Here is a 17,198-nt window from a genome sequence, read left to right as displayed (position 1 = left end):
GGACGCGCAGGAGGCGCGGTGCGAGTCGTCCTCGCACCGCGCCTCCTGCGGGGCCTGCCTCGCCCGTGAGCGCTAGCGGACCTCTTCGGGCCGCTTCTGGCGGAACATCTCGGCCGGCTGGTGGTCGCCGTTCCAGACCTGGGTGATGCCCCAGACGACGGCCATGAGCGGCACGGCGATTACGGCCCCGACGACGCCGCCGAGGATCGTGCCGGCGGTCAGGGCGACGAGGATGACGAGGCCGTGGAGCTGCAACGTGCGGCCCATCAGCACCGGCTGCAGGAAGTTGCCCTCGAGCTGGTTCACGACGACCACGATGCCGACGACGATCAGCGCCTGGACGGGGCCGAGTGCGACGAGGGCGACGAGCGCCGCGAGGATGCCCGCGGCCGTGGCGCCCACGAGGGGGATGAACGCCGTCAGGAACACGATGACCGCGAGCGGCAGGGCCAGCGGCACGCCCACGATCCAGAGGCCGACGCCGATCCCGATGGCGTCGACGGCGGCGACCGTCGCCGTGCCGCGCACGTAGCCGCCGAGGGTGGTGACCGTCTTGTCGCCGATGCGACGGGCGCGGGCGTAGTTCTCACCCTTGAACGGGCGCAGCAGGAACTCCCAGATCGCCGGGCCGTCCTTGAGGAAGAAGAACAGCACGACGATCATCAGCACGAGGCCCGTCGCGAAGCTGCCCACGGCCGAGGCGCCGGCGAGTGCGCCCGAACCGAACTGCGAGCTCGTCACGAAGTCGACGGCCGTGTTGCGGACGTCGTCGATCTGCTGGTCGCTGATCGAGAACGGAAGGGTCGTGACCCAGTCCTGCAGCTTGTTGAAGCCCGAGGTGGCCGAGTCGGCGAGCGAGCTGGCCTGGCTCTCGACGGCCCAGACGATCAGCCAGGCGACGAGCCCGAGGATGATCAACACGGCGAAGAGGCAGATCAGGGTCGCGAGCACCGAGGGCACCTTGTGGCGCCGCAGGAAGGCGACGACCGGCAGCATGGCCGAGGCGAAGATCAGCGCGAGCAGCACCGGCAGGGTGACGAGGCTCAGGCTGAGGAAGACGTAGATGACGCCGATCGCGACGACGAGCACCGCGATGATCTGCACGGCGCGCGTCGCGAGCGTGCCGAACGCGTCGGCCCAGAGGGAGTGCCGGACGGCGGCGTCCTGTTTGGCCACCTCGGCTTCTTGGCTGCGGAAGAGTGCCACGGTGTCGTCCTCGTTTCTGGGGGTGCGGGGGTCGAGAGGGGCGCCGGGAAGGGCACGGCCGGGCACGGCCGCGTGCCGGTGCGCCGACGGAGGCGTCGGGGGTGATCGGCCCGACTAGGACAGCCAACCCCGTCACGAGAATATCGGGCCGGATCGGTGCCCCCGCGACCCGACGCGCGCCTAGCGTGGGAGGCATGCCGACCTCCGTCCTCGTCGTGTCCGACACCCACGTGCCGCAGAAGGCCAAGGCCGTTCCGGGTGCCGTGTGGACCGCGGTCGAGAGGGCCGACGTCGTCGTGCACGCGGGCGACTGGACCGGCGAACCGCTGCTCGACGAGTTCGAGGCCCGCGCGCGCCTCCTGATCGGGGTCTGGGGCAACAACGACGGCGACGCGCTGCGCGCCCGGTTGCCCGAGGTGGCCCGCACGACGATCGAGGGCGTGCGCCTCGCCGTGGTGCACGAGACGGGAGCCAAGGAGGCGCGCGAGCGACGAATGGACCGCGACTTCCCCGAGACCGACCTGCTGCTGTTCGGGCACAGCCACATCCCGTGGGACACGACGACCCCGGCGGGCCTGCGCCTGCTGAACCCGGGGTCGCCCACGGACCGCCGTCGCCAGCCCCACGCCACCTACCTCACGCTGACCCTCGACGCGGGCGAGGTGCGCGACGTGGTGCTGCACGAGCTGCCCGTGGCCGCCCGGGACCGCACGGGGGTGCTCCCGCACCCCCGCATGACGACCTAGCCGGCCGGTGTCTCGGCCGGGGCCGACTCGGCAGGAGCCGACTCGGTCGGGGTCGGCGCCGGGCTGGCCGTACCCGACTCGGTGTAGCTGTTGCCGGCCGCCGTCACGACGAAGCTGCGGAACTCCTGCACCGTGAACGGACGGCTGCCGTCGTACTTCTGCCCGTTGACGAGGACCGTCGGCGTGCCCGTGAGGGCGTCGAGGTCGCTGTTCGGCAAGGGACCGTCGATGGCCCGCTGGGTCGCCGCCGTCACCCACGAACCGAACTCGTCGTCGTCGATGCACCTGGTGATGTCGCTCGCCTTCGTCACCCCGTCGACGCCGGTCGCGATGTCGGCGAGCTGCGAGTCGTCGAGACCGCGCGTGCCCTCTTCGGGTTGCTGCTCGAACATCGCGGTGTTGAAGTCGAAGAACGAGTTCGGCGAGTAGTTCGCCACGCAGGCCGCCGCGTTGGCCGCCCGGTTGCTGTACTTCGTGCCGAGGGACTGGTTCGTGAGGATGGCGACCGGGTGGTACTCGACCGTCGCCGCCCCCGACTCGACGAGGCCGCTGATGTAGTCGTTGTTCGCCTGCTCGAACTCGCCGCAGATGGGGCAGAGGTAGTCGAGGTAGACGACGATGTCGACCGTGTCGCTCGACGCCGTGGACGCCGACGCCGTGGGCTCGTCGTCGGGGCCGAGGGCCCCGGTCTGCACGGCCTCGAAGCCCTGACCGATCTTGATGCCGTCGCTGGCCATGTTGGCGGGGCCGGGGCCGGCCGGGCGGATGCTGTTCGTGATGACCAGCACGACGCCGACGACGATCGCGATCACCACGAGGGCGAGACCGCCCTGCAGCGCCCACTTGCCCGCGCGCTGGCGCCGCTTCTGCTTCTGGCGCGCCAGCTGGGCCTTCTGGCGGGCCGCCGCGCGCCGCTGGTTCTTGGTCAACGACGAGTCGTCGGGATTCAGGTCAGTCATGGGGCTCCGGTGCGCGACGGCCTCGCATGGTCGCGTCGAGCGGGTGGTGGGGACGGTCGCCACGAGTCGTGGCCACGAAACATGGTACGAGGCGAGCCTGGCAGAAGTCCGCCAGGCGCGGGCGAGAGCGGGTGGAGAAGAGGCGCTCCCGTGGCGATCCGAGAGATTTTCATGGCATGCTGATCGGTGGTGGTCACCGCAGACCTCTGAGGTTGATCACCGTCCATTCACAACGGATCGTCCGGCACGTACCTGCCGGTGAAGGAGAAGATCATGGCGTCAGTCACGTTCAGCAAGGCAACTCGTCTCTACCCCGGCAGCACCCGCGCCGCGGTCGACGGCATCGACCTCGAGGTCGCCGACGGCGAGTTCCTCGTGCTCGTCGGCCCCTCCGGTTGCGGCAAGTCGACCACCCTGCGCATGCTCGCAGGCCTCGAAGAGGTCAACTCGGGTGACATCTACATCGGCGACCGCAACGTCACCGACGTCCCGCCGAAGGACCGCGACATCGCGATGGTCTTCCAGAACTACGCGCTCTACCCGCACATGACGGTCGCCGAGAACATGGGCTTCGCCCTGAAGATCGCCGGCGTCGGCAAAGAAGAGCGGGCCACCCGCGTCCTCGAGGCCGCCAAGCTGCTCGACCTCGAGCCCTACCTCTCGCGCAAGCCCAAGGCCCTCTCGGGTGGTCAGCGTCAGCGCGTCGCCATGGGCCGCGCCATCGTGCGTCAGCCCCAGGTGTTCCTCATGGACGAGCCGCTGTCGAACCTCGACGCCAAGCTGCGCGTGCAGACCCGCACCCAGATCGCGTCGCTGCAGCGCCGACTGGGCGTCACCACGGTCTACGTCACGCACGACCAGACCGAGGCGCTCACCATGGGCGACCGCATCGCCGTGCTGAAGGACGGCGTCCTGCAGCAGGTCGGCACGCCGCGCGACCTGTACGAGAAGCCGCAGAACGTCTTCGTCGCCGGCTTCATCGGCTCGCCCGCCATGAACCTGCTGCCCGCCGACGTCGTCGACGGTGGCATCCAGTTCGGCACCGCCGTCACCGCGGTCGACCGCGACACCGTCGGCCAGGCCAACGGCAAGAGCGTGACCGTGGGCGTGCGTCCCGAGGACGTCGTGGTCAACACGACCGGCGAGGGCCTCGCGGTCACCGTCGACGTCGTCGAAGAGCTCGGCGCCGACGGGTACCTCTACGGCCACACCGAGGTCGACGGCAACCGCGTCGACGTCGTCGTCCGCGTCGACGGTCGCAACCACCCCAAGCTGGGCGAGACGATCTACGTCACCCCGCAGGCGCACCACGTGCACGTCTTCGACACCGAGAGCGGCGAGCGCCTCGGCGACAAGGCCGTCGTCAGCGCGTAGCACCCCGTCGGGTCGGCCCGTCGAGTCCGCTCGGAGCACTCCTCCGATCGGCCCGGCGGGCCGTCCCGCGTTCCGGCCCCGCGCCTCCCGAACCACCCCGCCGCCTCGCCTCAGGCGGCGCTCCCCCGCACGAGAGGCCCTCATGCCCGACTCCCTCAACATCACCTCGGCCACGGCCGACCCGGCGCTGCTCGACCTGCCCTGGGCCCTCCCGCTCGAGGAGTGGCCCGACGAGGCCATCGCGACCCTGCCCAAGGGCATCTCGCGCCACCTCGTCCGGTTCGCGCACCTCAGCGGCTTCGTCATCGCCATCAAGGAGACGTCGGGCGAGATGGCCCGCGGCGAGTACGAGATGCTGCGCACGCTGCAGCGCATGGACATCCCGTGCGTCGACCCGCTCGCGGTCATCACCAACCGCCAGGACGCCGACGGGTCGCCGCTGAACCCTGTGCTCGTCACACGGCACCTGAAGTTCTCGCTCCCCTACCGGGCGCTGTACTCGCAGACGCTGCGCCCCGACACGGCTCGTCGCCTCGTCGACGCGCTCGCCCTCCTGCTCGTCCGGCTGCACATCATCGGCTTCTACTGGGGCGACGTGTCGTTGTCGAACACGCTCTTCCGCCGGGACGCCGGTGCGTTCGCGGCGTACCTCGTCGACGCCGAGACGGGCAAGCTCTACCCGGGCGGACTCTCGAACGGGCAGCGCGAGAACGACCTCGAGGTCGCCCGCGTCAACATCGCCGGCGAACTGCTCGACCTCGAGGCCGGGGGTCGCCTCGACGACAACCTCGACCCGGTCGACGTGAGCAACGGCATCGTCGCCGCGTACCGCAGCCTCTGGACCGAACTGACCGGGGCCGAGACCTTCGACAGCTCGGAGCGCTGGCGCATCAACGACCGCGTCGAGCGCCTGAACGACCTCGGCTTCGACATCGAAGAACTGGCGATCAAGACGGCCGAGGGCGGCAGCCAGGTCAAGATCCAGCCCAAGGTCGTCGATGCCGGGCACCACTCTCGCCGCCTGCTCCGACTCACCGGCCTCGACGTCGAAGAGAACCAGGCCCGTCGCCTGTTGAACGACCTCGACGCGTACCGCATGCGCACCGACCAGTCGGACTCTGACGAAGAGATGATCGCCCACGAGTGGGCCTCGCGCGTCTTCGAGCCCGTCGTGCGCTCGATCCCCCGCGACCTGCGCGGACGGCTCGAACCCGCCGAGGTCTTCCACCAGCTGCTCGAGCACCGCTGGTACCAGTCGCAGGCCGAGAACCGTGACGTGCCGATCGCCGAGGCCCTCACCTCGTACATCAACGACGTGCTGCGCCACCGTCGCGACGAGCAGATGGTGATCGAGCCCGCGACCGAGTCCCTCACGCTGCCCGAGGCCGCCCAGCTCGAGGCCGACGAGGCCGACGCCGACGAGGACTGGCGCAGCAAGGTCTGAGAACGCAGGAGGCGCGGGCCGGCGACCAGCCGACCCGCGCCTCCTCGAGGCCCCGCGTCTCGCGGGCGCCCTCGCTACTTCTTCTTGCGCTCGGCGCGGAGCTTCGAGATCTCGTACAACGTGACCGACGCCGCGATGCCGGCGTTCAACGATTCGACGGCACCCGTGATCGGCACCGACACGATCGCGTCGCAGGTCTCGGCGACGATGCGCGACAGGCCCTTGCCCTCGCTGCCGACGACGACCACGATCGGGCGGTCGGCGAGCTCCAGCCCCGGCAGCATGACGTCGCCGTCACCGTCCAGGCCCACGACGAACACGCCCTGCTCTTTGAACGACTTGAGGGTCTGGGTCAGGTTCGACGCCATCGCGACGGGGATGCGCGCGGCCGCACCGGCCGAGGTCTTCCAGGCCGACGCCGTCAGGCCGACCGAACGACGCTGCGGGACGATGACGCCCTGCCCGCCGAACGCGGCCACCGAGCGGATGATCGCTCCGAGGTTGCGCGGGTCGGTGATGCCGTCGAGCGCGACGAAGAGCGGCTTCTGCTGGCGCTTGACCGCGGCCTCGAGCATGTCGACGGGGTGCGCGTACTCGTACGGCGGCACCTTGATCGCGACGCCCTGGTGCACGGAGTCGTGCCCGGTGATGCGGTCGAGCTCGGGGCGCATGACCTCGAGGATCGGCAGGCCGCGGCGGGTGGCGAGCTGCAGGATCTCTTTCGTGCGCTCGTCCATCTCGATGCGGGCGGCGATGTAGAGCGTCGTGGCGGGGATGCGCGTCCGCAGGGCCTCGACGACGGAGTTGCGACCGGTCACCATCTCGTGGTCGTCGGCCGACTTGGGGCGGCGACGGGGGGCGTCCGGTCCGCCGCGACCGGCGATCGGCGACCCGGCACGGGGGCCGGCTCCGCCACGACCACGAGCCGCCTCGAGTCGCTCGCGCGCCGCCTTGGCCTTGCCCGCGGGGTGGTACGGGCGGTCCTCCGCCGCGGGGGTGGGCTTCTTGCCCTCGAGCGCCTGGCGCCCCTGGCCGCCGCTGCCGACCTGCTTGCCCTTGCTGCCCTGACGCACGGCACTGCTGCCGGGACGGCCCTTGCGTGCTCCGCTGGTGTTCTTCACTGTTCGAGGCTCCAATGCGACCCGCTGGGGGTGTCTTCGATGGTGATGCCGGCGCCCGTCAGGACGCCTCTGATCTCGTCGGCCCGCGAGAAGTCGCGATCGGCCCGGGCTTGCTGGCGTTCGGCCAAGAGTACGTCGACGAGCGTGCCGAGCGCGCGGTGCGCGTCGACCTCGTCACCGGCGCGCCACTCGGGCGCCGTCGGGTCGATGCCGAGCACGGCCACCATGGCGGCCACGTGCTGCCAGGAGCGCGCGGCGGTGTCGAGGTCGCCGTCGTCGAGGGCCACGTTGCCGGCGCGCACCGTGTCGTGCAGCACGGCCACGGCCTGGGGGACGTTGAGGTCGTCGTCCATCGCCTCGCCGAACTCGTCGGGCACGACCCGGGCACCGACCCCGGCGAAGCGCGTGTCGGCGAGGCGACGCTGAGCCCGCTCGAGGAACGTCTCGACGCGGTCGAGGGCTGCCTCGGCCTCGAGCAGCGCGCCCTCGTGGTAGTCGATGGTCGACCGGTAGTGCGCGGCGCTGAAGAAGTAGCGGACGACGACGGGACGGGCCTGCGCCAGGAAGTCGGCGGCGAAGATGGAGTTGCCGAGGGACTTCGACATCTTCTGGCCCTCGACGGCGACGAGGCCGTTGTGCATCCAGTACGAGGCGAAGCCCATGCCGGCCGCGGTCGACTGCGCCAGCTCGTTCTCGTGGTGCGGGAACCGCAGGTCGAGCCCGCCGCCGTGGATGTCGAACGCCTCGCCGAGGTAGCGGGCCGACATCGCCGAGCACTCGATGTGCCAGCCGGGTCGCCCGTCACCCCAGGGCGAGGCCCACGAGGCGGACTCGGGCTCGTCGGCCTTGTGGCCCTTCCAGAGGGCGAAGTCGCGGGAGTCGCGCTTGCCCCGCGGGTCGGCGTCGGCCGCGGGTGCCATGTCGTCGATCGACTGGTTGGTCAGGGCACCGTACGTCGGCCAGGCGGCGGTGTCGAAGTAGACGTCGCCCGAGCCGTCTGGGGCGACGTAGGCGTGCCCCTTCTCGAGCAGCGTCGTGATGATCTGCTGCATCTCGCTGACGCTGGCGGTCGCCCGGGGCTCGTAGGTCGGCGGCAGGATGCCGAGCGCCTGGTAGCCGGCGGTGAACTCGAGTTCGTAGCGGTAGGCGCGCGCCCACCATTCTTCGGTCGTGTCGGCGGCCAGCGCGAGGATCTTGTCGTCGATGTCGGTGACGTTGCGCACGAGGGTGACGTCGAGGCCACGGTAGGTGAACCACCGACGCCAGAGGTCGTAGACCAGGGCCGAGCGCAGGTGCCCGATGTGGGGCGACGACTGGACGGTGGGTCCGCAGACGTACAGCCCGACCTGGCCGGGCACGAGCGGGACGAAGTCGACGAGCGTCTGCTGACGGGAGTCGTAGAGCCTGATGGTCACGTGATCAGCCTATTTGACGCGGCTTCGGTCGCGTCGCCCGGGGACGCCCCGTGGCCCGTGGACGACCCGTCGCGCGTGACGAGTGCCGTCGCGATCACGGCCACGCCCTCGCCCCGACCGGTGAAGCCGAGCCCGTCGGTCGTCGTGGCCGACACGCTCACGGGGGCGCCGACCACGCGCGTCAGCCCCGCCTGCATCTCGACGCGGCGGGAGGACAGCCGGGGCCGGTTGCCGACGACCTGGACGGCGACGTTGACCGGAGCGGCCCCCACCGCCGCGAGCAGCTCGAGGGTCGCCGTGAGGAAGACGTCGCCGGACGCCCCGGCGAACCGGGGGTCGTCGGTGCCGAAGCTCGACCCGATGTCGCCGAGGCCCGCGGCCGAGAGCAGGGCGTCGACGATCGCGTGGGCGACCGCGTCGCCGTCGCTGTGGCCCGCGAGGCCCGCCTCGCCCGGGAAGTGCAGCAGCCCGAGGTGCATCGGCTGGGCCGCGTCGAACGCGTGGACGTCGGTGCCGACCCCGGTCAGGAGGCGCGGGGCCGGTCCACCGCTCGCCTCGGGACCCGGCCGGGTCGCCTCGCTCTCGGCGACGATCGTCTCGGCCCGGCGCAGGTCCCACGGGGTGGTGATCTTGAAGGCCACGGGGTCGCCCGCCACGACGCGGACGCGGTGACCGGCGGCGGCGAAGAGCGCCGCGTCGTCGGTGTGCTCGACGGACGCCGTCGCGTAGGCGTGGTCGAGGGCGGCGCGCGGGAACCCCTGCGGCGTCTGCATGGCGACGAGTTCGCTGCGGTCGACGGTGTCGACGACGAAGGCGGCGTCAGCGTCGACGCGTTTGATCGTGTCGGTGACCGGCAGCCCCGGGACGACGCCGTCACCGCTCGCCTCGACGGTCGTCGCGACCAGGTCGAACTGGGCGGTGGGCGTGAACGGCCGGGCGCAGTCGTGGACGAGCACGGTCTCGACGTCGGGCCCCAGGGCCGTCAGGCCGGCGGCGACCGATTGCTGGCGGGTGGCACCGCCGACGACGACGGAGGCGTAGCCACGGGCCGGGCCGGCGAGGGCGTCGACGAGGGTGCGGGACTCGTCGACGAGCGCCTCGGGCACGACGACGACGACCTGCGTCGGCACGGCCGAGGCGAAGACGGCGTCGAGCGAGCGCTCGAGGATGCTGCGCCCGGCCACCTCGACGAAGGCCTTCGGCTTGCCGAGGGCGAGGCGCGTGCCGCTTCCGGCCGCAACGACGACGACCGCCCGACCGGCGGCGGACGGGGTGTGGACCCCACCGTCGTCGACCGAGCGGTCGTCGGGAGTGCTAGGACGCAAGGACCTCGTCGAGGACGCTCGACGCCTTCTCTTCGTCGGTCTTCTCGGCGAGCGCGAGCTCGCTGATCAGGATCTGACGAGCCTTGGCGAGCATGCGCTTCTCGCCGGCCGAGAGGCCACGGTCCTGATCGCGACGCCAGAGGTCGCGGACGACCTCGGACACCTTGATGACGTCACCGCTGGCGAGCTTCTCGAGGTTCGCCTTGTAGCGGCGCGACCAGTTGGTCGGCTCTTCGGTGAAGGGGGCGCGGAGCACGTCGAAGACGCGGTCCAGCCCTTCTTTGCCGATGACGTCTCGCACGCCGACCAGGTCGACGTTGTCTGCGGGTACTTCGATGGTCAGATCACCCTGGGTGACGCGAAGCTTGAGGTACAGCTTCTCTTCGCCCTTGATGATCCGCTTCTTGACTTCTGAGATTGTCGCTGCCCCGTGATGCGGGTATACAACGGTCTCGCCGACCTCGAACTGCATGAATCAGGCTCCATTCTGCGACACCCAGGATACCATAAGCCGTCGTTGGTAAGGCTGCCCTAAGGAACCGACCCCTGCGGGCGCGGATAAGCTAGACGACGTACGTTTGTCGTGACGCTGATCCTGGAGGACACCTGTGCGAGCCCCAACCCTGAAGTCGCGTGGCTTGACGACGCGGCTCGTCTCGGCCGCCGCCGTCGGTGCCGTGGTCGTCCTGACCGCCGCCGGCTGCAACTTCATCAGCCCCCAGGCCACCACCAAGCAGTACGACGCGAGCGACGGCACGAGCGTCAACGTGGGCGACATCCAGGTGCGCAACGCGATCGCCCTCACCGCGAGCGAGGGCGACGGCGGCACCGCCAGCCTCAGCATGGTCGTGCTCAACACGAGCGACGAGGCCGCCGAGGTCTCGTTCGAGTACCCCACGACCGACGGCAAGAAGACCCAGACCGTCGACGTCGACGGCTCGTCGCAGGTCTCGCTGGGCACCGAGCCCGGTCAGGACCAGTTCCTCATGGAGTCCCTCGACTCGGACCCGGGTGCCCTCGTGACGATCTTCGTCCAGTACGGCACCGAGACCGGCAAGTCGTTCGTCGTGCCCGTCCTCACGGGCGCGCTGGGCGAGTACGCCACCTTGCTGCCCTCGCCCACGCCCTCCGGCGAGGCCACGCCGTCGTCGACGCCGTTGCCCGAGGCGACGCAGCAAGCACCCTCCTCGTCGCCGACGCCGTAGCGTCTCCCCCACGTCAGCCGAGAGGCCCGGCCCGCCGAGTGCGGTGCCGGGCCTCTCGCGTACTCCCTACACCGCGCCTCCTCGGGGCCGTCGGCGCGGTGGGGACGGGCCGACGGCCCGCCCTCGGGATCAGGCCTCGATGCGGTAGCCGAGACCGCGCACCGTCACGAGCGCCTTCGGCTCGGACGGCACGGCCTCGATCTTCGAGCGGATGCGCTTGATGTGCACGTCGAGCGTCTTGGTGTCGCCGAAGTAGTCCGAACCCCAGACCCGGTCGATCAGCTGACCGCGGGTGAGCACGCGACCGGCGTTGCGCATGAGCAGTTCGAGAAGCTCGAACTCCTTGAGGGGCATGGCGACGTCGTCCCCGCGGACCGTCACCACGTGACGCTCGACGTCCATTCGGATGTCGCCTGCCTCGAGCATCGAGTCGGACAGGTCATCGGGGTCGACGCGGCGGCGCAGCACGGCCCGGATGCGGGCGAGCAGCTCCCGGGTCGAGTACGGCTTCGTGACGTAGTCGTCGGCACCCAGCTCGAGGCCGACCACGATGTCCACCTCGCTGTCCTTGGCGGTGAGCATGACGATCGGCACCTGGGACCTGGTGCGGATCACGCGGCAGACCTCGGTGCCCGGGATGCCCGGGAGCATGAGGTCGAGCAGCACGAGGTCGGCACCGGTCTTGTCGAACGCCGCGACGGCGGCCGGGCCGTCCTCGGCCACGCTCACCTGGTAGCCCTCGCGCTGCAGGATGTAGGCGAGCGGCTCGCTGAGGGACTCTTCGTCCTCGACGATCAAGATGTGGGTCATCGGGTCTCCATGGTCATCGTGTCTCCTGGTGCTCGGGTGCCGAGGCGGCCGTGGTCGGGATCGATCGGGTGACGGGGTCGACGTCCGCCGCCGGCAGGCGCAGGGTGAAGGTCGACCCCTTGCCGACCTGCGACCAGACGCGCACGTCGCCGCCGTGGTTCTGCACCACGTGCTTCACGATGGCGAGTCCGAGTCCCGTGCCGCCGGTCCGTCTCGAGCGGGCCGGATCGACCCGGTAGAACCGCTCGAACACCCGGTCGAGCTCGTCGTCGGGGATGCCGTAGCCCTGGTCCGTCACCGAGATCTCGACCACGCCGGCCTGGTCGAGGGTGGCGCCGATGCCGACCCGCGAACCGTCCGGCGAGTAGTTGATCGCGTTGGCGACCAGGTTGTCGACGGCAGTGACGAGCATCGCCTGGTCGCCGATCACGTGCGCGTGCTTGCCACCCCGGACGACGAGGTCGATGCCCCTCGCCTCGGCACCCACGCGGTTGCGGTCGACGGCGGTGTCGACCACGTGGCGCACGTCGATGGACTCGCTGGTCTCGAGGGCGTCGGTCGCCTGCAGACGCGACAACTCGATGATGTCCTGCGTGAGGCGGCCGAGGCGGCCGGCCTCTCGGGTCAGCCGGGCGGCGAAGTGGCGCACCTGCTCGGGGTCGGACGACGCGGACTCGAGCGCCTCGGCGAGCAGGCCGACGGCACCGATCGGCGTCTTGAGCTCGTGGCTGATGTTCGCGACGAAGTCACGGCGCATGTCGTCGAGCCGACGCCCCTCGGTGCGGTCCTCGGCGAGCACCAGCACGAATCGTCCACCGAGTGCGGCAGCCCGCACGTGCACGGCGATGGTGGCCTCGCTGCCGGGCAGGCGCGGCAGGGTGAGCTCTTCGACCACCGGGTCGCCGTGCCGACGCACCGCGTCCACGATCGTCTCGACCTCGGGGTGCACGAGGTGCTGTTGGGCCGAGACCAGGCCGAGCTGACGTGCCGCCGCCGAGGCCTTGAGCACGTTGCCCGACGGGTCGACCACGAGGCCCGCCGACTCGAGTGCGTCGAGCACGGCGTCGATGCCGTCGGGCAGGGCGACGTCGACGAGTGCCGCGGCGCGAACGGCTCGTCGGTGGGCCGAGACGACGACCACCACGATCGCGGCGCCCACGACGACCCCGAAGGCCAGCGACAACGGCACCAGCCAGGCGGATTCCATGTCGTTCACAGTAGTGACCCCCCGGCGGGCGGATGAACGGGAGGTCGTCCCATCCGCTGTACTTTGGTCAGAGTTCAGGCGGTGATCACCGGTCGTTAACCTTCACCGGAGACCATCGTCGGGACTGTGCGGGCGACTCTGCCCCACGTCACGAGCCGACCGTGCGACCCGCACGTCGCTCACAGCCACCGTGCTCCCAGGGCCACCGAGCCCCCACGACGAGAGGGTCGAACACGACATGCGCGAGGTATTCCAGCAGGAACTCCTGGAGGTGCAGGAGCGTCTCGTCGAGATCGCCGGCCTCGTCGCCGTCTCGATCGCGAACGCGACCACGGCCTTCAACGAGTCGAACGTCTCGTTGGCCGAGCAGGTCATCGCCGACGACGACAAGATCGACGAGCGCGCCATCGCCCTCGACGAGCTGGCCATCGACATCCTGGCCCGCCAGAACCCGGTCGCCCGCGACCTGCGCATCGTGGTCAGCGCGCTGCGCATCAGCGCCTCGCTCGAGCGCATGGGCGACATGGCCGAGCACATCGCCCAGCTCGCCCGCTACCGGTTCCCCGAGAAGGTCGTGCCCAAGTCGCTGCGTCCGACGTTCAAAGAGCTCGGCGAGCTCGACGTCGCCATCGCGAACAAGCTCACCGAGCTGCTCACGACCGAGGACGTCCGCCTGGCGGAAGAGATCCGCAACGACGACGACCGCATCGACGAGCTGCACCTCAGCGTCTTCGACAAGGTGCTCGGCGAGACCTGGAAGGGCGCGGCCGTCGACACGGTCGACTCCACCCTCGCGTCGCGCTACCACGAGCGCTTCGCCGACCACGCCGTCTCGATCGCCAAGAAGGTCCAGTACCTCGCGACCGGCGACTGGGTCGCGCCCGAGGTCTGATCGACCCTCGGACCACAGGAGGCGCGGTGACCGTTCGACGGGCACCGCGCCTCCTGCGTTCTCTCGGGGCCTGCGTCGTCCGCGAGGATGGGGGTATGGCTTCAGTCGCGATCCTCGTCAACGGTCTGCCCGGATCGGGCAAGACCACCCTCTCGGCCACGCTCGCCGGGGTGCTCGGGTGCCCGCTGCTCGCGAAGGACCCCGTCAAGGAGGCGCTGGTCGACCTGGCCGGGCCGATGATCGCCCCCGAGGCCCTCGGTGGCATCGCGATGGACACCGTCTGGGCGATGGCGGGCGAGGTCGAGGCGGGCGTCGTCGTCGACGCCTTCTGGCACCGGGAGCGCGACCTCGAGTTCGCCCGGGCCGGCGTCGAGCGTGCCGGGTCGCCCCGCACGGTCGAGGTGTGGTGCGACGTCGACCCCGACACGGCGCTGCAGCGCGTGGTCGACCGGCTCGCGGCCGGCGGTCGGCACCCGGCCCACGGCACGGTCGAATCGACCCGGGCCTCGTGGCCGACGTGGGCCGCCGCGGCCGAGCCACTCGGCGACTGGCCCGTGATCCGCGTCGACACGAGCGCACCCGTCGACATGGACGACCTGGTGGTGCAGATCAGCGAGCGGTTCGTCTGACGACCGCCCCGAACCCTGGGGTGCCGGGGGTGCCGGACGCCGAAGCGCCCCACGCCCCGAGAACGGGGCGCGGGGCGCGGGAACGTCGGGAAGCGCTACTTCTTGCCCTGGTTCGCGACGGCGGCGGCACCGGCGGCGGCGGCCTCGGGGTCGAGGTAGCGGGCCGGGCCGGTGGGCACGAAGTCATCGTCGAGCTCGTAGACGAGCGGGATGCCCGTGGGGATGTTCAGCTCGGCGATCTCGTCGTCGCCGATGCCGTCGAGGTGCTTCACCAGCGCGCGCAGCGAGTTGCCGTGTGCGACGACGAGGGTGACGTCACCGGCGGCCAGGCTCTCGGTGATGTCGCTGTGCCAGTAGGGCAGCATGCGCTCGATGACGAGGGCGAGGGATTCGGTGCGCGGCGCGTCGATGCCGAGTTCGGCATAGCGCTTGTCGTGCGCCTGCGAGAACTCGCTGTCGTCGTCGAGCGGGGGCGGCGGCACGTCGAACGAGCGACGCCAGGTCTGGAACTGCTCGGGCCCGTACTGCTCGAGCGTCTGGGCCTTGTCTTTGCCCTGCAGGGCGCCGTAGTGGCGTTCGTTGAGTCGCCACGACCGCTTGACGTCGATCCAGAGCCGGTCGGCCTCGTCGAGCGCGATGTCGGCGGTCTGGATCGCCCGGGTCAGGCGCGACGTGTAGAGGATGTCGGGCAGCAGGTCGGCCTCGCGCAGCAGCTCGCCGGCCCGCTTGGCCTCGGCGCGGCCCTGCTCGGTGAGCCGCACGTCGACCCATCCGGTGAAGAGGTTCTTCGCGTTCCATTCGCTGTTGCCGTGACGCAGGAGGATGAGGGTCGAAGTCATGCCGCCAGCGTATCGCGACGGCCCGATGGCAGACTTGGCTCATGCCCATCGGTTCCGTCACGCGAGGGACGACCGGCACCAACCGCCTGCGCCGCGTCGATCGCTGGATCGCCGCGCACCCGTCGTTCCGGCGGGCGGACGACCCGCTCGTCGTCGACCTGGGGTACGGGGCGAGCGCGACGACTCCTCTCGAACTGCACCAGCGCCTCCTGAAGGTGCGAGACGACGTCGAGGTCGTGGGCATCGAGATCGAGCCCGAGCGCGTCCGGCTGGCGAGCCTGTCGGCGCGGCCGGGTGTGAGCTTCCGGCGGGGCGGTTTCGAGGTGCCGCTCGACGGCGACCGGCGGCCGGCGGTGATCCGGGCGTTCAACGTGCTGCGGCAGTACGACGAGTCGCAGGTCGCCGACGCCTGGGCGTTGATGACCGGCCGGCTGCAGCCCGGAGGCGTCCTCGTCGAGGGCACCTGCAACGAGGTGGGGCGGGTCGCGAGCTGGATCGACGTGACCCCCGAGGGGCCCACGACGTTCACGATCTCGCTGCGCCTGGCCGGGCTCGAGCTGCCCTCGATCGTGGCCGAACGGCTGCCCAAGGCCCTGATCCACCGCAACGTGCCGGGTGAGCGCGTGCACGACCTGCTCGTCGACCTCGACCGGCAGTGGGCGGTGGCGGCCCCGCTCTCGGTCTACGGGCCGGTCCAACGGTGGCTCGCGACGGTGCAGGGGCTCCGCGACATGGGCTGGCCGGTGCTCGGCGGGCGGTCCCGCTGGCGGCTCGGCGAGCTCTCGCTGCCCTGGGCCGCCGTCACGCCTCGCGACTGAGCCGGGGCGAGCCCGGTCGGGTCGGGTCGGGTCGAGTTGGGGCAGGTCACCTCAGACGTGGGCGAGTCGGCCTCGGGCCTCGTCGTGGTCCAGGCCGGTGGCCATGAGCAGGTCGACGAGCAGCGGGCGCAGCATCAGCACGACCATCGCCTCGGTCACGGGTGCCCCGGGCAGCACGACCGTGGGATCGAGTCGACGGGCGACGGCCGACAGGGCCTCACGGGCGACGGGCCGCTGCTCGACGTCGTGCACCGACCGGCCCAGCACGGCGACCGCGCGCGAGGTCGACTCGAGGAGGTCGGCCAGCGCCGACCGGTCGACGCCGTCGCCGAGCTGCGTGTCGAGCCGTCGCGCCACCACGCGCAGGTTGCGCACGGCGAGGTCGACGTAGCGCCGGACCGTCGCCTGCTGCCGCAGGTCGGGCAACCGGGAGCGGAGGAACGGTGACAGCCGCGCGATCGACTCGGCGGACTCGAGGGTGGACGACCAGTCGTCGAGCACCGGCTGGGTCGACCGCAACCGCTCGAGGGCGTCGTCGGCCCGCGGGGCGTCGTCGGTGCGGAGGGCGCCGACGAGCGCCGCGAAGGCCCGGTCGAGCTCGTCGAACAGGCGCCGGGCGTCGTGGCGGGCCAGGCCGACCGGGTCGCGCGGCACGATCGCCGTGACGAGCAACGCCACCGCTCCCCCGACCGCGCCGTCGATGCTGCGGACGAACGCCCCGCCGTCGGGGTCGGGCAGCAGCATGACGAGCATCGACTGGGTCGCGGCGGCCGCGGCGAAGGCGCTACTCGACGAGAAGAACCGGGCGACGAGGAGCGTCACGAACAGCACCAGGGCGATCTGCCACAGCCCCTTGCCCACCACCATGAGCAGCACCTCGCTGAGCGCGATGCCGATGAGCACGCCGACCGCGTTCTCGAGCACCCGACGCGGACGGGCGTCACGGGCCAGGCCGAGTGACGAGATCGTGACGGTCACGGCCAGCAGGGGGATCGCGTGCCCGAGTCCGTAGTGCGTGATGGCGTAGGCCCCCGCCACGGCGAGCACGATCTGGACGATCGCCGGACCGGACGCGATCGTCCGCGCCGTCGCGTCGCGCACGTCGAAGGACGAGGAGGCGCGGTGCCAGCCGCGTCGCAGCCCGCCGCCGCGCGTCGGCCCGGTCACGACCGGGCCCGGGTGCACCGCGTCACCAGGCCGTCAGCGGC

17 protein-coding genes are annotated in these 17,198 nt (G+C 71.0%); 7 read left to right on the top strand and 10 right to left on the bottom strand.

What is annotated here, in order from left to right; genetic code table 11:
* Positions 1-72 precede the first annotated feature (72 nt).
* Positions 73-1,206, bottom strand: coding sequence for an AI-2E family transporter (locus IFT36_RS06345; RefSeq protein ID WP_159827634.1), 1,134 nt, complete (start codon positions 1,204-1,206; stop codon positions 73-75).
* A 194-nt stretch (positions 1,207-1,400) separates the two neighbouring features.
* On the opposite strand from IFT36_RS06345, the gene IFT36_RS06340 reads away from it, so the two are divergent.
* Positions 1,401-1,952: a metallophosphoesterase family protein gene (locus IFT36_RS06340; RefSeq protein ID WP_159827637.1), complete on the top strand. Its 552-nt coding sequence runs from the start codon at positions 1,401-1,403 to the stop codon at positions 1,950-1,952.
* Here IFT36_RS06340 and IFT36_RS06335 read toward each other — a convergent pair.
* Positions 1,949-2,911 (bottom strand): DsbA family protein, encoded by a 963-nt coding sequence (locus IFT36_RS06335; protein WP_056043182.1) that lies wholly within the window; start codon positions 2,909-2,911, stop codon positions 1,949-1,951. The genes IFT36_RS06340 and IFT36_RS06335 overlap by 4 nt on opposite strands.
* Positions 2,912-3,184: 273 nt before the next feature.
* On the opposite strand from IFT36_RS06335, the gene IFT36_RS06330 reads away from it, so the two are divergent.
* Entirely contained in the window at positions 3,185-4,285 is a 1,101-nt protein-coding gene (locus tag IFT36_RS06330; RefSeq protein ID WP_043597318.1) for an ABC transporter ATP-binding protein, read from the top strand.
* Positions 4,286-4,427: 142 nt separating this feature from the next.
* Positions 4,428-5,729 (top strand): DUF4032 domain-containing protein, encoded by a 1,302-nt coding sequence (locus tag IFT36_RS06325; protein WP_056043184.1) that lies wholly within the window; start codon positions 4,428-4,430, stop codon positions 5,727-5,729.
* A gap of 74 nt (positions 5,730-5,803) precedes the next feature.
* Here the strand turns inward: IFT36_RS06325 and rlmB are convergent, their stop codons facing one another.
* Genes rlmB through IFT36_RS06305 form a run of 4 tightly spaced genes read right to left on the bottom strand, consistent with a single transcriptional unit; the run spans position 5,804 to position 10,062 of the window.
* Positions 5,804-6,850, bottom strand: a complete 1,047-nt coding sequence (rlmB, locus tag IFT36_RS06320; RefSeq protein WP_200412680.1) for a 23S rRNA (guanosine(2251)-2'-O)-methyltransferase RlmB — start codon at positions 6,848-6,850, stop codon at positions 5,804-5,806.
* The gene (gene cysS / locus IFT36_RS06315) at positions 6,847-8,265 is read right to left on the bottom strand and encodes a cysteine--tRNA ligase (RefSeq protein WP_173153182.1); all 1,419 of its coding nucleotides are present in this window, start codon (positions 8,263-8,265) and stop codon (positions 6,847-6,849) included. Before cysS ends, rlmB begins: the two co-directional genes overlap by 4 nt.
* Entirely contained in the window at positions 8,262-9,590 is a 1,329-nt protein-coding gene (gene ispD, locus IFT36_RS06310; protein ID WP_200412679.1) for a 2-C-methyl-D-erythritol 4-phosphate cytidylyltransferase, read from the bottom strand. The genes cysS and ispD overlap by 4 nt, the downstream gene beginning before the upstream one ends.
* Entirely contained in the window at positions 9,580-10,062 is a 483-nt protein-coding gene (locus IFT36_RS06305; RefSeq protein ID WP_043597211.1) for a CarD family transcriptional regulator, read from the bottom strand. Before IFT36_RS06305 ends, ispD begins: the two co-directional genes overlap by 11 nt.
* 166 nt (positions 10,063-10,228) lie before the next feature.
* Between IFT36_RS06305 and IFT36_RS06300 the strand changes: the two genes are divergently transcribed.
* Positions 10,229-10,795 carry a hypothetical protein gene (locus IFT36_RS06300; protein ID WP_200412678.1) on the top strand — a complete coding sequence of 189 codons (567 nt, stop codon included), beginning with the start codon at positions 10,229-10,231 and terminating at the stop codon, positions 10,793-10,795.
* A gap of 129 nt (positions 10,796-10,924) precedes the next feature.
* Here the strand turns inward: IFT36_RS06300 and IFT36_RS06295 are convergent, their stop codons facing one another.
* Positions 10,925-11,605, bottom strand: coding sequence for a response regulator transcription factor (locus IFT36_RS06295; protein ID WP_056043202.1), 681 nt, complete (start codon positions 11,603-11,605; stop codon positions 10,925-10,927).
* 13 nt (positions 11,606-11,618) lie between these two features.
* A complete protein-coding gene (locus tag IFT36_RS06290; protein ID WP_200412677.1) occupies positions 11,619-12,812 on the bottom strand; it encodes a sensor histidine kinase in 1,194 nt (397 codons plus the stop codon).
* Between the two features lie 238 nt (positions 12,813-13,050).
* On the opposite strand from IFT36_RS06290, the gene phoU reads away from it, so the two are divergent.
* Positions 13,051-13,704 carry a phosphate signaling complex protein PhoU gene (phoU, locus tag IFT36_RS06285; RefSeq protein ID WP_043597221.1) on the top strand — a complete coding sequence of 218 codons (654 nt, stop codon included), beginning with the start codon at positions 13,051-13,053 and terminating at the stop codon, positions 13,702-13,704.
* 95 nt (positions 13,705-13,799) lie between these two features.
* Entirely contained in the window at positions 13,800-14,333 is a 534-nt protein-coding gene (locus tag IFT36_RS06280; protein WP_200412676.1) for a P-loop nucleotide/nucleoside kinase family protein, read from the top strand.
* A gap of 95 nt (positions 14,334-14,428) precedes the next feature.
* Here IFT36_RS06280 and IFT36_RS06275 read toward each other — a convergent pair whose 3' ends face one another.
* Entirely contained in the window at positions 14,429-15,172 is a 744-nt protein-coding gene (locus tag IFT36_RS06275) for a phosphoglyceromutase (RefSeq protein ID WP_056043208.1), read from the bottom strand.
* Between the two features lie 41 nt (positions 15,173-15,213).
* On the opposite strand from IFT36_RS06275, the gene IFT36_RS06270 reads away from it, so the two are divergent.
* Positions 15,214-15,990: a hypothetical protein gene (locus IFT36_RS06270; protein ID WP_056043213.1), complete on the top strand. Its 777-nt coding sequence runs from the start codon at positions 15,214-15,216 to the stop codon at positions 15,988-15,990.
* Positions 15,991-16,041: 51 nt separating this feature from the next.
* Here IFT36_RS06270 and IFT36_RS06265 read toward each other — a convergent pair whose 3' ends face one another.
* Positions 16,042-17,157, bottom strand: a complete 1,116-nt coding sequence (locus tag IFT36_RS06265) for an FUSC family protein (RefSeq protein ID WP_173153194.1) — start codon at positions 17,155-17,157, stop codon at positions 16,042-16,044.
* Positions 17,158-17,198 lie beyond the last annotated feature (41 nt).

This window comes from Frigoribacterium sp. CFBP 13605 (genome assembly GCF_014839405.1).
Taxonomy (GTDB): Bacteria; Actinomycetota; Actinomycetes; order Actinomycetales; family Microbacteriaceae; genus Frigoribacterium.
The sequence above is the reverse complement of the archived record's forward strand: the minus strand, read 5'-3'. Positions and strand labels throughout refer to the sequence as shown.

Coding starts and splice junctions, on each gene's coding strand:
- IFT36_RS06340 (WP_159827637.1), top strand. CDS start 1,401: ATGCCGACCTCCGTCCTCGTCGTGTCCGACACCCACGTGCCGCAGAAG.
- IFT36_RS06335 (WP_056043182.1), bottom strand. CDS start 2,911: ATGACTGACCTGAATCCCGACGACTCGTCGTTGACCAAGAACCAGCGG.
- IFT36_RS06330 (WP_043597318.1), top strand. CDS start 3,185: ATGGCGTCAGTCACGTTCAGCAAGGCAACTCGTCTCTACCCCGGCAGC.
- IFT36_RS06325 (WP_056043184.1), top strand. CDS start 4,428: ATGCCCGACTCCCTCAACATCACCTCGGCCACGGCCGACCCGGCGCTG.
- IFT36_RS06305 (WP_043597211.1), bottom strand. CDS start 10,062: ATGCAGTTCGAGGTCGGCGAGACCGTTGTATACCCGCATCACGGGGCA.
- IFT36_RS06295 (WP_056043202.1), bottom strand. CDS start 11,605: ATGACCCACATCTTGATCGTCGAGGACGAAGAGTCCCTCAGCGAGCCG.
- IFT36_RS06290 (WP_200412677.1), bottom strand. CDS start 12,812: ATGGAATCCGCCTGGCTGGTGCCGTTGTCGCTGGCCTTCGGGGTCGTC.
- phoU (WP_043597221.1), top strand. CDS start 13,051: ATGCGCGAGGTATTCCAGCAGGAACTCCTGGAGGTGCAGGAGCGTCTC.
- IFT36_RS06280 (WP_200412676.1), top strand. CDS start 13,800: ATGGCTTCAGTCGCGATCCTCGTCAACGGTCTGCCCGGATCGGGCAAG.
- IFT36_RS06275 (WP_056043208.1), bottom strand. CDS start 15,172: ATGACTTCGACCCTCATCCTCCTGCGTCACGGCAACAGCGAATGGAAC.
- IFT36_RS06270 (WP_056043213.1), top strand. CDS start 15,214: ATGCCCATCGGTTCCGTCACGCGAGGGACGACCGGCACCAACCGCCTG.